Raw genomic sequence first — 14346 nt, 5'->3', positions numbered from 1 at the left:
CACATTTACGCACCCTCGCGCGATGCGGTGGCCGCGGCGTGACCGAGTTGACGGAGCTGACCGAGCTCGCCCGGTTCAGCGCCGAACTGCAATTCTCGCTCGACGACTTTCAGCAGCGGGCCTGTGCGGCACTGGAACGCGGCCACGGTGTGCTGGTCTGCGCGCCTACCGGCGCCGGCAAGACGGTCGTCGGTGAATTCGCGGTGCACCTGGCGCTGGCATCCGGCGGCAAGTGCTTCTACACCACACCGCTCAAGGCGCTGAGCAACCAGAAGCACACCGACCTAACGGCGCGCTACGGCCGCGACCTGATCGGACTGCTGACCGGCGACATGTCGGTCAACGGCGACGCCCCCGTCGTGGTGATGACCACCGAGGTGCTGCGCAACATGCTCTACGCCGATTCACCTGCGCTGCAAGGACTTTCCTACGTGGTAATGGACGAGGTGCACTTCCTCGCGGACCGGATGCGGGGGCCGGTCTGGGAGGAGGTCATCCTGCAACTGCCCGACGAGGTGCGGGTGGTCAGCCTGTCGGCGACGGTGAGTAACGCCGAAGAGTTCGGTGGCTGGATCCAGACCGTGCGTGGAGACACGACGGTGGTGGTCGACGAGCACCGGCCGGTGCCGTTGTGGCAACACGTCATGGTCGGCAAGCGACTCTTCGACCTGTTCGACTACGACAGCAAAACCGACAGCTCCCGGGTCGACCCTGAGCTGCTGCGCCATATCGCGCATCGGCGTGAGGCCGATCGGCTGGCCGACTGGCAGCCGCGCCGCAATTCCGGCCGGGGCGGCTCGGGTCGGCCGCGCTTCTACCGGCCGCCGGCACGCCCGGAGGTGATCGCGGTCCTGGACTCCGAGGCGTTGCTGCCGGTGATCACCTTCGTGTTCTCCCGGGCCGGCTGCGACGCGGCCGTCGCCCAATGCCTGCGATCGCCGCTGCGGCTGACCACCGAAGAGGAGCGCGCAAGGATCGCGGAGGTGATCGACCATCGCTGCGGCGACCTCGCGGATTCCGACCTCGCGGTCCTCGGCTACTACGAATGGCGAGAAGGGCTGATGCGCGGTTTGGCGGCCCACCATGCCGGAATGCTGCCGATCTTCCGGCACACCGTCGAGGAGCTGTTCACCGCCGGGCTGGTCAAAGCGGTGTTCGCCACCGAGACCCTGGCGCTCGGTATCAACATGCCCGCCCGCACGGTGGTGCTCGAGCGGCTGGTGAAGTTCAACGGCGAGCAACACATGCCGTTGACCCCGGGGGAGTACACGCAGTTGACCGGCCGCGCCGGCAGGCGGGGTATCGACGTCGAGGGCCACGCGGTGGTGCTGTGGAACCCCAACGACGAGAACAGCGAACCCGCGCAGGTGGCCGGCTTGGCCTCGACCCGCACCTTTCCGCTGCGCAGCTCGTTCGCGCCGTCGTACAACATGACGATCAACCTGGTGAACCAGATGGGCCCGCAGCAGGCGCATCGGTTGCTGGAACAGTCTTTTGCGCAGTATCAGGCGGACCGATCCGTCGTCGGACTGGTCCGGGGCATCGAACGCGGCAAACGGATGCTGGCCGAGATCGCGGCGGAACTCGGTGGAGAGGACGCACCGATCCTCGAATACGCGCGGCTGCGCGCCAGGGTGTCCGAGATGGAACGTGCGCAGTCCCGTGCGTCTCGGCTGCAACGACGGCAGGCGGCCAACGACGCCCTGTCTGCGCTGCGGCGGGGCGACATCATCACCATCACGCACGGCCGCCGCGGGGGGCTGGCGGTGGTGCTGGAATCCGCGCGCGACAGCTCTGACCCGCGGCCGTTGGTGCTGACCGAAAACCGGTGGGCGGGCCGGATTTCGTCGGCGGATTACTCGGGAGCGTCAACCCCGGTCGGGTCGATGACTTTGCCCAAGCGGGTCGAGCATAGGCAGCCACGGGTCCGGCGGGATCTGGCGTCGGCGCTGCGGTCGGCCGTCGCCGGGCTGCCGGTATCGACGCGGCGACGCGGCGGGAAGGAACAGGCCGGTGAGTTCCATGACCCCGAGCTGGCGTCCTTGCGGGCCGAACTCCGCCGCCATCCCGCCCACACCGCCGGCGAAGAGCAGATCCGCGAAGCCGAGCGCTATCTGCGCATCGAAGGTGACAATGCGCAACTGCAGCGGAAAGTGGCGGCGGCCACCAACTCGTTGGCCAAGACATTCGACCGCATCGTCGGTCTGCTCACCGAGCGCGGCTTCATCCGCGGCCCGTCCACCGATCCACAGGTCACCGACGACGGACGGCTGTTGGCCCGGATTTACAGCGAGAGCGACCTGCTGGTGGCCGAGTGCCTGCGTACCGGCGCGTGGGCGGGCTTGAAACCGGCCGAGCTCGCGGCGGTGGTCTCGTCGGTGCTCTACGAGACGCGCGGCGATGCGCCGAGCACCCCCTATGCCGCCGAGTCGCCCACCCAACGAGTGCGCCAGGCGCTGCTGCAGACGTCGCGGCTGTCGAATACGCTGCGCGCCGATGAGCAACGTCACCGGATTGCGCAGAGTCGTGAGCCCGACGACGGCTTCGTTCGGGTGATCTACCGATGGGCCCGAACCGGAGATCTCGCCGCCGCGCTGGCCGCCGCCGAGCCCCCGATGTCAGCGGGCGACTTCGTGCGCTGGTGCCGACAGGTTCTCGACCTGCTGGACCAGGTTCGCAATGCCACGCCGGACGCCGCGCTGCGGACTACCGCAAAGCAAGCTATCAATGATGTGCGGCGCGGCGTCGTCGCAGTTGACGCCGGGTAGGCTTGGCCGGAGCTACGGTTACATCTCGTGACACGGACTGAGGAGAGACGATGAGCGGACCGCACGGGTCAGACCCGTACCAACCGTGGCAGCAGCCGGGCCAGGTATCTCCCGACCAGGCGACGCAGATGGGACCGGTCGGCGGATCGCCCTGGCAACAGCCAACGCCGGGCCAGGACGCGACATGGCACGCCCCGGCGTACACGCCCTCGGAGTATCCGCAATATCAGCAGCCTGGCACTCCCGGCTACGGCGAGAGTAGTTCGCAGCCCACGCAATACGGCACGCCCACCCAGTACGGCCAGCCCGCCCAGTACGGCCAACAGGGCCAGTACGGTCAGCCCGGCCAATACGGCCAACCCGGCCAGTACGGCCAACCCGGTCAATACGGCCAACCGGGCCAATATGGTCAGCCCGGCCAGTACCCCCAGCCTTTCGAACAGCCCAAGAAGCGGTCGACTGGAACGATCGTGGGCATTGTCGGCGGGATTGCTGTGCTTCTCGCCGCGGTGATTCTGGTGCTCGGTTTCGTCGTGCCCGGGTTCTTTGTCACCAAGGAGCTGGACGTCAGCAAGGCACAGGCCGGCGTGCAGCAGATCCTCACCGACGAGACCAATGGCTACGGCGCCAAGAACGTGAAAGACGTGAAGTGCAACGGCGGCAAAAACCCCGAGGTCAAGAAGGGCGGCAGCTTCGACTGCAACGTCAGTATTGACGGCGCGCCGCGAAAGGTGACGGTGACGTTCCAGGACGACAAAGGCACCTACGAGGTCGGTCGGCCGTCGCAGTAAGTTACGCGGGTAGCGCGTCGAGCGCGTTCTGCAGGCGCTTGATCGATGATCCGACGCCCAGCTCGGTGGCCAGCCCGGCGGTGCGTGCGGGGTCGGCAGCAACCAGTGGGAGTGCGTCGGTGGGCGTCGAAAGCGTGACGGGAGCGTCGGTGGCTACCCGCACCACGGTGCCCGCAGCCTTGATGTAGTCGGTCGCGGCCAGCAGTTTGGCTCGCAAACCCTTGGCCATCTTGGATTTCGGGTCGTTCGCAACGGCCAGGATGTTCTCCAGCGAGCCGTACTGAGCCAGCAACGCGCCCGCCGTCTTCTCACCGACACCCGACACGCCCGGCAGACCGTCGGAGGGGTCGCCGCGCAGCAGCGCCAGTTCGGCGTAGGCCGGTCCGGCGCGATCCACTGGCACCCCGTATTGTTCGGCCACGTCCGCCGGCCCGAACAACGTGGCCTTATTCAGTCCGCGGCCCAAATAGAGCACGCGGACAGGGACCGGCTCGTCGGCCACCACCTGCAACAGGTCGCGGTCTCCGCTGACCACGACGACAGGATCTTTCTTTTCCCGCGCTGCCAATGTGCCCAGCACGTCGTCGGCTTCGAAACCCTCTGCGCCAGCCATCGGGAGCCCGAATGCGTCGAGCAATTGCATGATCATGTCGACCTGGGGCGTCAGGTCGTCAGGTACTTCCTCGACGTCGGGCTGACCGGCGGGCTCTTCTTCGGCGACGCGGTGCGCCTTATAGGACGGGATCAGGTCGACGCGGAACTGGGGGCGCCAGTCCACGTCCAGGCAGACCGCGAGCCGCCGGGGCTTGTGCTGCCGGATCACCACGGCCATCGAGTCGATGAATCCGCGGACGGCATTGACCGGCCGCCCGTCGGGCGCGGTGATCGACGACGGTACCCCGAAGTACGAGCGAAACCACATGCTCGCGCCGTCGAGGAGCAATAGCGGTGCAGCCATGGCGCTATCTTGTCAGCCATGGAGTCTCGCCGTTTCGACGCCTTCGAAGCCCAGGTGTATGCCCGCCGGCTGACGGCTGCGGCCGCCGCGACCGCCGAGGCGGGACTGAGCGGTTTGGTGGTCACTCCTGGCTACGACATGCGTTACCTCATCGGCTCGCGGGCGCAGACGTTCGAGCGGCTCACTGCACTGGTGTTACCGGCCTCCGGAGAGCCGACGATTGTGGTGCCGCGGTTGGAGCTGGCTTCGCTCAAGGCAACCCCCATCGCGGAACTGGGCCTGGCGGTTCAGGATTGGGTCGACGGCGAAGACCCATATCAGCTGGTGAGTGCAGCCCTGGGGGGTCCTCGGGCCGCCGTCAGCGATTCCATGCCGGCACTGCACCTGGTGCCGCTGACCGCTCTGCTGGACGTGCCGCCGGTACTGGCCACCGACGTGCTGCGCGGGCTGCGGATGGTCAAGGAGCCGGCTGAGATCGCCGCGTTGCGCAAGGCCGGTGCGGCCATCGATCGGGTGCATGCGCGGGTCCCGGAGTTTCTTCGGCCGGGCCGGTCGGAGGCCGAGGTTGCCGCCGACATCGCCGAAGCGATTGTCGCCGAAGGACATTCGGAGGTGGCATTCGTGATCGTCGGCTCCGGCCCGCATGGTGCGGATCCGCATCACGGGTATTCGGATCGTCAACTGCGAGTCGGTGACATCGTCGTCGTCGACATCGGCGGCGTCTATGAGCCCGGATACCATTCGGACTCGACGCGGACCTACAGCATCGGCGAACCCAATCATGATGTGACGCAGCAATATTCGTTACTGCAACGGGCGCAGCGGGCGGCTGTGGCCGCGGTACGTCCAGGCGTGACCGCCGAACAGGTCGACGCCGCGGCCCGCGACGTACTGGCTGAGGCGGGACTGGCCGAGTATTTCGTACACCGCACCGGGCACGGGATCGGGCTGTCGGTGCACGAGGAGCCCTATATCGTCGCCGGCAACGATTTGTCGCTGACCGAGGGCATGGCATTCTCCGTCGAACCAGGCATCTATTTCCCGGGTCGGTGGGGCGCGCGCATCGAGGACATTGTCATCGTGACGCAGGACGGCGCCCTTTCCGTCAACAACCGGCCGCACGAGCTAATTGTCGTATCCGCCAAGTAGGTTGGCGGAGTGTCAATCCTGGACCTAGCGCTGCTCCCCATCCGCATCGCGCGCCACATCGCCGACGCCCTCGTGCATCCCGCAGAGCGCCCTCCGGCGCCCCCGGCCGAGCTCGTCGTGGTCGACGGGATGCCCGAGGGCGCGCCGCCCGCCGCGCGACGGCCGGAGCCGGCACTACCCGCGCCAGCCGGATGGCCGTTCGGTGAGGACTTTCCGCGGACCTGCGGCGCCGGCCGCATAGCCCGTGGCGCCCTGTTTTGGACCGACTTTCTCTACGACGACCACGGTGCGACGGGAGTTCCGGTCGGGGACTTCAAGATTCAGGCGCCGCCGCGGGGCACATACATCTATCCGGACGGGCCAGCGGCCCGCAACGGTGCCGACATCTTCCGCGTCGCCATTGGGCTCACCGAAACGCACACTTGGTGGCGAATCGACTGGAACACACTGCTGCATGTCTCGGTGCCGATCGCGTTGTTCACCTTCGACACCGAGCGAGCGGCAACCACGTCCGGCGAGTGGCCGTTCGACGCCGGCATACGGTCGGCGGGTATTGATTTGGCGCTGCTGGTTTCGGGTAGCGGCGCTCGGCTGATGGATTTGACGACCCAGGTCGTGACGCCGGTCGAGCACAGCGTGGACATGCAATCGCGGACGTTTTTGGCGCAGGTGCCGAGGTCGCTTCTGGAACCGACCGGCAGCTGGACGGTGCGACTGGCCGCAGGGTTGGCCAACGGAGCCGGGGATGGATTCGCCGACGTGCCCGCCCTACACGGCGCGCTGCACGGACAGCCCAACGTCTACAACGTCGCATTTCGCACCAACGCGCAAGAACCGCCGCACTTGAACTTCTGGTCGGATTCCGCCCAAGCTGCGGCTCTGACCAAGGGCGATGTGTCGAAGTTCTCGGTTGCCGTGGAGTGGGATCGGCTGGCGGCCCGCGAAACAACTCCGGAGCCGGTGATCACCGGTCCGTCGACTCGGTGGTACGTGTCCTCAATCGAGCTCGGGCAGGGCGTCACCGCTGATGACATTTTGAGCACCAAACCGCAGTTCCTTGGCCGGGTGCAGCCCTATTCGGTATGCCTGCCGTCGACGTACACGCCTGGCCGTCCGCTGCCCTTGATCCTGCTCTTGCACTCGCTTGCACTTGGGCAAAACCAGTTCGCCGCGATCGATCCGCATTTGCTCAACGAAGTCTGCGAAGGACGCGACTCGGTAGTGGTCACGCCTCTGGCGCGGGGCCCGTCGACCTGGTACTTCGACACCGGGGAGCTTGACGTGTGGGAAGTGTGGGCTCGGGTGGCCGAGCAACTGGGGACCGACCCCAACCGCACTGTGGTCTCGGGTTATTCGATGGGCGGCTATGCCGCCTACAAGTTCGGGCTGACCTACCCGGAGGTGTTCGCGCAGGCCGTCGTGCTGGCCGGTCCGCCCGTATGCGGGGTGCGATTGATTCCGCACGTCGACATTCCCGCCGACCTCGACTTGGACTCACACTGCGCGCAGGAAGGCGATACGTGGAAGCTGCTGGTGAATGCCCGCTGGCTGCCGTATGTGATCGCCCACGGGTTGGTAGACGAGTTGGTGCCGTTCGCGTCGGCGGCCGAGCAGGTGCTCGAACTCGACCGGCTCGGCTACCGCCACCGGTTCACCGTTTACCCGTTGGAGGATCACATCGCCTGGGTGCTTCAGGACAAGTTCGAAGACCCGATCAAGCACATGGGAACCGGTCTGCGCCAAGCAGATCCGGGACACATCACCTTCGCCTGGTATCCGCAGCTGGTGCGGGCCGATCTTGGCATCGGGCCGGATCAAGTGTGGTGGCTGTCGGAACTGACCGCCGATGCGGCGGTGACAGCGCGGCGCGGCGCCATCGCGGAGGTCGACGCACGGTCGTATGCCCGGCCGGACCCGGCGCACACCATCCGGCATCGCCGCGGCTTCGTCCCGCACTTCGACCCGACCCCTGGGCTGTACAGCGAGCTGTTCTGGCAGGTGGGGCCACCGGTCGGTGCATTGCCGTATCTGACGCTGCGGCTCACCGGGGTCGCCAGCCTGGCAGTTGACGTCCAGCGCGCGGGGCTGGCGGCGTTGCCGTCGTCGACTATCACGGTGGCCGCCGACACCGCCACCCAGATCACGCTGAGGGCGCTTCCCCGCGGGGTCGAGGTACAAGTCGACGGCCAGCCCAGCGGCGCGACCGTCGCCCTGCCGGCCGGACACCACCAAATCAGGCTGGCCCTGGCGACGTGACTCAGCCGGCGTGGCTGCTTGCGGCGGAGCAGGCCTTGAACCAGGCGAGGTGGTAATTCGCTGTGGGCTTGTTACCGGCAATCAGAGCGTCGATGGCGGCAAGTAGTTGCCAATTGCCCACGTCGTGGGCATTTACGTGGTCGGGATAGGAGTCGAGGACGCGAGTGCTGATCGCGGCCAGATGCTCGTGCAGGAGTTCGACCTCGGAATCCAGCACTCCACTGCCAGTAGACGCCGCTTTGGCCAGCGTGTGGGCCAACCTGGGTAGTCCATCGCGCCACTGGGTTGCGTGGCCGAGCTCAGGGCCGAGTTCGTCGACCTCAGCTGCGCGCCGAGCTCGAAGCGAGGTGGGCACGGGTTCGTCTTCCTCCGGCACATGATGGATCGGGCTGTAGCCCGCAGCGACGGTGACTTCACCCAGCATGTTCTCCAAGGCGCCACGGCGCTTTGCCGGCGGCAGTAGCGTCACCGCAGCCGGCAGGTCGATTCCTGGGGGGATCCAGCCACTGGCCAGGTCGGTTGCCAGCACGGTTGTGTTGTCGGCGCGGTCTCCGGCCGCCCACGCCAGCCGCGGTTGTTGGCGAGCAACGACGGCCACCAGCCGCTCCAGTCGAGTGCGTGCTGTGGCATGGGCTGACGCTGCACCGGCGACCGCACCGCTGGCCGTCGCGACGGCAGCCTCAGTCGCCAAGTTCGATGCTGCGGGAGGCATTTTCGGCGTGGTTGACTGACGCATCACCGTGGGCTGACCAGTGCTGCCTTGCCCGGCCGACGGATGCACGGGCGCGGAGCCGGGTGTCGCCGAGGGAGCCGGCGAACTAGGAGGGGCGGGTGCTGTTGCGGCGGTTTGCATCGCCGGACGCAGGTCGGATGCATAGGCGGGCAGCGGACCCGGAGGCGCCGGGGGTGGGGCTACGGCTGGTGTGGCTGGCCCCGTGATGATCGGGGCCGCCGGAGATTCCAGAGCCGGTGCGTGCGCGACCGGCGGTGGCACCTCAAAAGCCTGGGCATGCGCGACGGCGGTCATTCCCGCAGATGGGGGTGTTGGTGGTGGCTGGGGGACCGGCGCCATGGTGTGCGACATCGGCGCTGGCGGCATTGCTTCTGGTGCTGCTGAGAAAGGCGCGCCCGCCTGAATCCCCTTGTCGAAGCTCTGGATTAAGTGCGTTGGGGAGGGGGGGGCGAGGGAGGAGGGTGGCGGGGTTGCGGCGGGTGCACCGGCTGTAGGCGGAACCGCAAACGCCGGCGATGGGGCGGTAGCGGCCTGCGGTAGCCGCGGCGTCGACATTGAGGGTGCTCCGAGCGCGCTGTGCGGAGACGCGAGTGCAGGCGCGACTGGCGCGAGATCTGGTCCTACTGGGTTGCCCAAATTGCGGGTAAGGGCCGCTGTGTGACCGGTTGCTGGTTGGGAAGGGACGGCCAAGACCGAGTTAGGACGGGTCGATGGCGCGAGATTCCTGGTAAGACCGGCCATTCCACTTTCTTGCGATGGCGGGCCAGAAGACTGCACGTGGCTGTCGGCGGGGGCTCCCATATTTCCTGTGAGGTTTGCGGTTGAACCGGGCTTGCTCAGCACTTTCCGTACCTCGCGATCGATGGAAGCGGGGTCGGGCTGTTGAAGCCAGTGGCGCAAGTCGAATCCTTGACCCTGCGCAACCTCACGCGCTGATTGACCGGTTCCCTCCTCATCGAGAACGCGCTGCATCGCATCAATGATTGCGCCTGCACAGCTTGCTGCTTTCCCGTTGGCTTGTCGCTGGTAGTCCGAAACTTTTGCAATAATATTGCCAAGTTTGATTTCCGCCGGCGCTTTCGAATTTTCAATATCTGTGATCTCCGCATTCCCTTTTACTGCCAACCCATAAAGTTCTTTTTGGAGGCTTGCAGCGCTACCGTATGCCGCGTCATAAGAAGATCTTTTTACGCCATTCTTATTGGCGATTTGCCAAGCCAGCAGTTCGCCGTGCACAAATGTGCTACGAAGGTCATCGGCGGTAATGCCCTCCTGGTGGGATAGAGGGCCTAACCTGGCATTCTCCAACTCCGAAGCGAATCTATGATATTCATTTTCGACGCTTTCGCGATGTTTCTTACCGCTGTCGATTACCGAGAGTGTCCCGTCGTCGGGCCATACATGACCCACCAGGAGAGCTGCCCACTTTCCGGGAGGCATGCCGGTCACTTGCAGAACCGTTCGACTGTTGAACTTGCATCGTCGGATGCTTGGAGCGCAGGCTGTAGCTCGGCATCTGAATTAGTAAGCCCACCCAAGTAGTTAATCACGAGTTCTTGGTACTGATTGGCCAACTTTCGGACGGCCGTCGCGAGTTCTGTTGGAGTAGCCGGTTCTTCTGACAACTTAGTCAGAAGATATCGACTACCAGCATCGAGTACCTGCCGCCCGCTCGTGGCGACTGCGAGGGCGGCAGTGGGGTCGCTGCCGCCATTTCGAGCTGAACTTAAAAGTAGGGCTCGGTGCACCTTGTCATATGAAGCGCAGACCTTCGTTTTTGCGTCGGCGATCTGTTGATCTGTGTAAGCCACGATGGGCGCGGCGCGAGAGGTGTCGTTAGCCGCTAGAGGACGAACCCACGCACCAATCGCGATACCGATCGCAATGAAAGACGCCGTCAGCGAGATAACAGCTAGCCAATGCAGTGGTCGCCTCCCCTGATCGGACGTTCCTTTCGGCCAAGGAGGTGGACCTGACGGCGCTGGAGGAAGACTCGACACGTCGTGGATCGTAGCGGGCAGCTGCAATCGCGGTAGTCACCCTTCGGCAGTGTGCCATCGAACTGTTTGCTCTGTCGTTCAGCACGAGCGCATCCGTCGAACGCAATTTCTCCAGATGCGAAATCGGTCTTAGCGACCCGAGCCAGCGTCGTCGTCGCGCTTATCCTCGGGCAACAAGATGCGCCGAGTCGCAACGGGCTTACCGTCCACGCGCTTGATCACCTCAGGCGTCGGCGGGGGTGTGGTGATCCGTCCCTGCACTGGCGCACCGTTTTTCACCGACGGGACAACGACGCGCTTCGTGTCGGCCTTCGGATCATTGCCCGGCCCAGCTCCAGCCATGCCCGGCGGCATGATCGGCATCGCGCCCATGCCACCCCGCGACGCGGTCTGCGGTTCCGGCGGGCTCGGTGCCGCCGGTGATGTCGTGTGCGATGAAGCAGGCAGAGTACCGGCGGATGAACCGGGCAGCGGAGTGAGCATTGCGGTTGGCGTCGTGGGACCGATACCGCCGCCACCACCAGAGCTGCCACCACCACCGAACTCCTCGCCACCACCGCCGGCCTCAAGCTCAGCGGGAATGGCCTCGCCTTCGGTCGCGGCTCCTCCGACGCCATGCTGCAGCGCGCCCATGCCCATTTGCATCGCCTGCTGTCCAGCCTGCGCGAGCTGCTGCGGAATCTGGCTCAGCGGTTGCAGCGCACCGCCGAGAGCGCCCGCGAAGCCACCGGCGATACCAGCCGCCATCTGCGGCATCTGCTGCAGCATCTGGGTCATCTCGCTTTGCCCGCCGACTCCGGCCAGCCGGGCGGATGACTGCTCTTCGTTGGCAGGGAATTTGGCGAGCGCGTCGGCAGCCTTGGCCTCGCGTTCGTCATGTCCCGCCAGAGCCGCCTGGTTGTCGCCGGGATCACCGCCGTTAGCGGCGATACCAAGAACCCTCAGCAGCTGGCTGATAGCCGACTGTCCCGTAGCTAACTGATCGGGCGTGATCACAGGTGGCGGCGGCATCCCACTGAGTCGTGCAAGCTGGTCGAGAACTATCCTCAGCCGTTCTTCGTCGCCGCCACTCATTGCGTCCTTCCCGACGCCACTGCGTCAACCGATACCGAAGCCCAGCCTCGCGCCGAAAGGTGATGACTGGCTGACCGAACACCGGCTGATGCTAGCGCCGATTGACCGTGCGGGTAATTCAGCGTTGCCACGACGGCGTGATCCGCATCAGGGAAGCGGAATCCGAACGGGGCCGGGGAGGGGAATTGGAAGAGACGGAAACGGGCTGGGAAGGCGAGGGAGCCCCGGGAAGGTAATGGGCGGCGGAAGTACGGGAAGCTGCAGCGCAGGCCATTGGTCACCGAAGCGTGACAAAACTTCCTGGTCGCCGATCTCCCTGTGCCATTCGAGACCGAACATCGGTCCCCATTGTCCGTCCACAAACCGAGGCCAGGACCGGACCAGCGGCGTGGTCTCTCCTGCCCGGTCGCTGTAGATCTCGACCGCCGGGAAATTCGTCACGATGCCACCAGCGACGGGACCCGACTCGGTGGGCGCAATGGCAATGCTGCCGTTCACGTCGAATGTGGTGGCCTTCGCGAGAGCTTCTCCACCCGGGGAGAATGGGTCGGCGGCGCTGTACTTGATCAAGACCGAGCCGTCGCTTTTCTGCACGGCCGATACGGAGGGGGTTCCTGCGCGAATCCCGCCGGTTTTGGTGTCGACCGATGGGTTCTGCCGGGTCACGATGATGCCGTTCTCGTAGTCGACAGTTATTGCGACCCTTGCTGACTCGGGTCCGGCCGTCGCAGAGAAGTCTCGGTTGTCGCCAAGGTTGTCGTGGCCGGGCGGCCAGTCGAACTGTGGATTCACCACAGATTCTCCAGGGATGAAGAGGTTTGTGCGGACCACGCCCTGGCCCGGCACTGGCGTGATGCGCTCGATAGCGATATTCGGCGGCACACCGCCGTTCTTCGGATCGTAGCTGTGTGAGTCGAGGGCCGCGGCAGTTTCCCAGTCGGTCGGCGACTTCGGCGGATGGCCGAAAACCTTTGTGAACGCCTCGATTTGATTCTTCTGTCGATTAACCTCGGGTTCGGCCCTAAATGGGGTTCCCGGAACGTCTAACGTCTGGATGATCTGGGGGTCATAGCCGTCGATGCGGAGTGTTGTCAGAGACGACTGCAAAGTGTCGGAGTATTTCGCGCGGATCGATTCCAGCTGCCCGACAGCATCTTCGGTGTCGCGAATGGCCTCGTGTTCATAGGCGGAATACCTTGCGTTCAGCTCGGACCTCTCAGCCGGGGTGAGGGGCATGTGCTGCTCAAGATCCCGCAACTGATCGAGCAGGTCGTCGATGTGCCGCAGCCGACTTCCAAGGGTCGCGATCTGCCCTGCTGCAAATCCCTGCGCCTCAGCCAGGACGCCGGCGATGTTTTCCAAATCGATTGCGATCCTGGGCAGTTGGCCCGCCTGCAGATGAAGTGATTGTCTAGCGCGCTCTACCTCGTCGGCATCGTTGATCGGGTGATCGCCGTTCTGGTGATTCCACGCGGCCTCAAAGTGGCGAAGCGCTTCTTCGAATTTGCTCTTGGCCTCGTCACCCGATTGCGCCGCGTTGAACAGCGCCTTGGCTATGCCGGAAATCTGCGCTGGACGGCCACTTTGAAGGCTAGCGTTGATCGCCCAGGGATCACCGTGGGCTTCGGCGATCAGATTCCGAATACTTATGTGTCGGAATCGTTGCATTGTCCCGCATGCAGCTTCGCGGCGTTGAGCTCATCCATCTCGGTGAACGCCGCGGCTGCAGCACGAACCTTGTTGCCGAGCGTGGCGAGCATTTCATGATGGGCCCGAAACGTTTTGACGTGTCGCGAGTGCGCTGCGCTGATCGCCTCGTGATAACGGTCGGCGGCAGCGAAATCGCCGAACATTCCCGATGACAAGGGCGCTCGCGACAGCTGGTCGGCTCCGTCTTGTGCATATCCACCTGCGCGGTGGGCTTGGTTCGCCCCCGAGTGCAGCCATTCGGTTTCGACAAACATCACTAGCCTTCCGGAGCTCTCGGCATTTCGATTCGCCACGGCGACAAGCGATCTAGCCGAGATGTCGCGCGTCAGCTGCCGGTGACGCTAAAGACAGGCGGTACGCGCGTCAATTCAGCAACGCACCCCGATACCGTGCTGTGGAGAAGTGAATTGCGCACGCAGTTGGTTACCGCTAGGTTGCGGCGCGATCCAAGGAACGCTGCGTCGCTAGATAGCCCTATTCAACGCGACCACGGTCAAGCAGATCCGACGAGCCCAACACCCGCTCGACGTGAACCTCGATGACCACCCGTCGCGGGTTCGGTCTCGGCGTGCGATAGCGCTGGGCGTAGCGCAGCTCGGCGTCGCGGACGGCGTCGACTTCACCGTTCACCTTGGCACGACCCTCCAGCGACAGCCACCGGGCGCCGTCGACTTGACTGAGCACCGCCACCCCGCCGCGCTCCGCATTGACCGCCTTTTGAGACCCGCCGGTGGTGATGACCCGTGCGATATGAGTCTTGGGGTCGAAGGTGAAACCCACCGCCACCACATGCGGCGAATTGTCGGCGCGCAGCGTCGTCAGCATCGCCAGATGGCGCTCGGAGAGAAAGGCAAGCGCGTCATCGGTGAGCCGGGTAGTGGTATTCGCCATCGCTCCCCACGCTAGC

At 65.1% G+C, this 14346-nt stretch carries 10 protein-coding genes; 4 read left to right on the top strand and 6 right to left on the bottom strand.

All coding sequences use genetic code 11. The features are described 5' to 3' along the window. Positions 1-47: 47 nt before the first annotated feature. Positions 48-2768, top strand: coding sequence for an RNA helicase (locus A5791_RS15930; RefSeq protein ID WP_067238707.1), 2721 nt, complete (start codon positions 48-50; stop codon positions 2766-2768). A 50-nt stretch (positions 2769-2818) separates the two neighbouring features. Continuing rightward, positions 2819-3559 carry a DUF4333 domain-containing protein gene (locus A5791_RS15925; protein ID WP_067238574.1) on the top strand — a complete coding sequence of 247 codons (741 nt, stop codon included), beginning with the start codon at positions 2819-2821 and terminating at the stop codon, positions 3557-3559. Position 3560: 1 nt separating this feature from the next. Here the strand turns inward: A5791_RS15925 and A5791_RS15920 are convergent, their stop codons facing one another. Continuing rightward, entirely contained in the window at positions 3561-4517 is a 957-nt protein-coding gene (locus A5791_RS15920; protein WP_067238571.1) for a 5'-3' exonuclease, read from the bottom strand. Between the two features lie 18 nt (positions 4518-4535). Between A5791_RS15920 and A5791_RS15915 the strand changes: the two genes are divergently transcribed. Both A5791_RS15915 and A5791_RS15910 read left to right on the top strand, forming a co-directional pair. Beyond that, complete coding sequence (locus tag A5791_RS15915) at positions 4536-5666, top strand: Xaa-Pro peptidase family protein (protein WP_067238567.1); 1131 nt, start codon at positions 4536-4538, stop codon at positions 5664-5666. A 9-nt stretch (positions 5667-5675) separates the two neighbouring features. Then, the gene (locus A5791_RS15910) at positions 5676-7922 is read left to right on the top strand and encodes a prolyl oligopeptidase family serine peptidase (RefSeq protein WP_067238565.1); all 2247 of its coding nucleotides are present in this window, start codon (positions 5676-5678) and stop codon (positions 7920-7922) included. Between the two features lies 1 nt (position 7923). Here A5791_RS15910 and A5791_RS15905 read toward each other — a convergent pair whose 3' ends face one another. From A5791_RS15905 to A5791_RS15885, 5 genes are all read right to left on the bottom strand, one after another. Next, on the bottom strand, positions 7924-8613 hold the full coding sequence (locus tag A5791_RS15905) for a DUF5631 domain-containing protein (RefSeq protein ID WP_067238704.1): 690 nt from the start codon (positions 8611-8613) through the stop codon (positions 7924-7926). Positions 8614-10784: 2171 nt separating this feature from the next. After that, entirely contained in the window at positions 10785-11729 is a 945-nt protein-coding gene (locus tag A5791_RS15900; protein WP_067238561.1) for a hypothetical protein, read from the bottom strand. A 147-nt stretch (positions 11730-11876) separates the two neighbouring features. After that, entirely contained in the window at positions 11877-13397 is a 1521-nt protein-coding gene (locus A5791_RS15895; RefSeq protein ID WP_067238558.1) for a hypothetical protein, read from the bottom strand. Then, entirely contained in the window at positions 13376-13693 is a 318-nt protein-coding gene (locus A5791_RS15890; RefSeq protein WP_067238555.1) for a DUF2563 family protein, read from the bottom strand. Before A5791_RS15890 ends, A5791_RS15895 begins: the two co-directional genes overlap by 22 nt. Before the next feature lie 220 nt (positions 13694-13913). After that, positions 13914-14330: a F420-dependent biliverdin reductase gene (locus A5791_RS15885; protein ID WP_067238551.1), complete on the bottom strand. Its 417-nt coding sequence runs from the start codon at positions 14328-14330 to the stop codon at positions 13914-13916. Positions 14331-14346: the final 16 nt, after the last annotated feature.

This window comes from Mycobacterium sp. 852002-51163_SCH5372311 (assembly GCF_001667115.1).
In the GTDB taxonomy this organism is placed as follows: Bacteria; Actinomycetota; Actinomycetes; order Mycobacteriales; family Mycobacteriaceae; genus Mycobacterium.
The sequence above is the reverse complement of the archived record's forward strand: the minus strand, read 5'-3'. Positions and strand labels throughout refer to the sequence as shown.

Bases quoted from the DNA above. Each gene is read 5' to 3' on its own strand.
- A5791_RS15925 (WP_067238574.1), top strand. From the start codon at position 2,819: ATGAGCGGACCGCACGGGTCAGACCCGTACCAACCGTGGCAGCAGCCG.
- A5791_RS15920 (WP_067238571.1), bottom strand. From the start codon at position 4,517: ATGGCTGCACCGCTATTGCTCCTCGACGGCGCGAGCATGTGGTTTCGC.
- A5791_RS15915 (WP_067238567.1), top strand. From the start codon at position 4,536: ATGGAGTCTCGCCGTTTCGACGCCTTCGAAGCCCAGGTGTATGCCCGC.
- A5791_RS15900 (WP_067238561.1), bottom strand. From the start codon at position 11,729: ATGAGTGGCGGCGACGAAGAACGGCTGAGGATAGTTCTCGACCAGCTT.
- A5791_RS15895 (WP_067238558.1), bottom strand. From the start codon at position 13,397: ATGCAACGATTCCGACACATAAGTATTCGGAATCTGATCGCCGAAGCC.
- A5791_RS15890 (WP_067238555.1), bottom strand. From the start codon at position 13,693: ATGTTTGTCGAAACCGAATGGCTGCACTCGGGGGCGAACCAAGCCCAC.
- A5791_RS15885 (WP_067238551.1), bottom strand. From the start codon at position 14,330: ATGGCGAATACCACTACCCGGCTCACCGATGACGCGCTTGCCTTTCTC.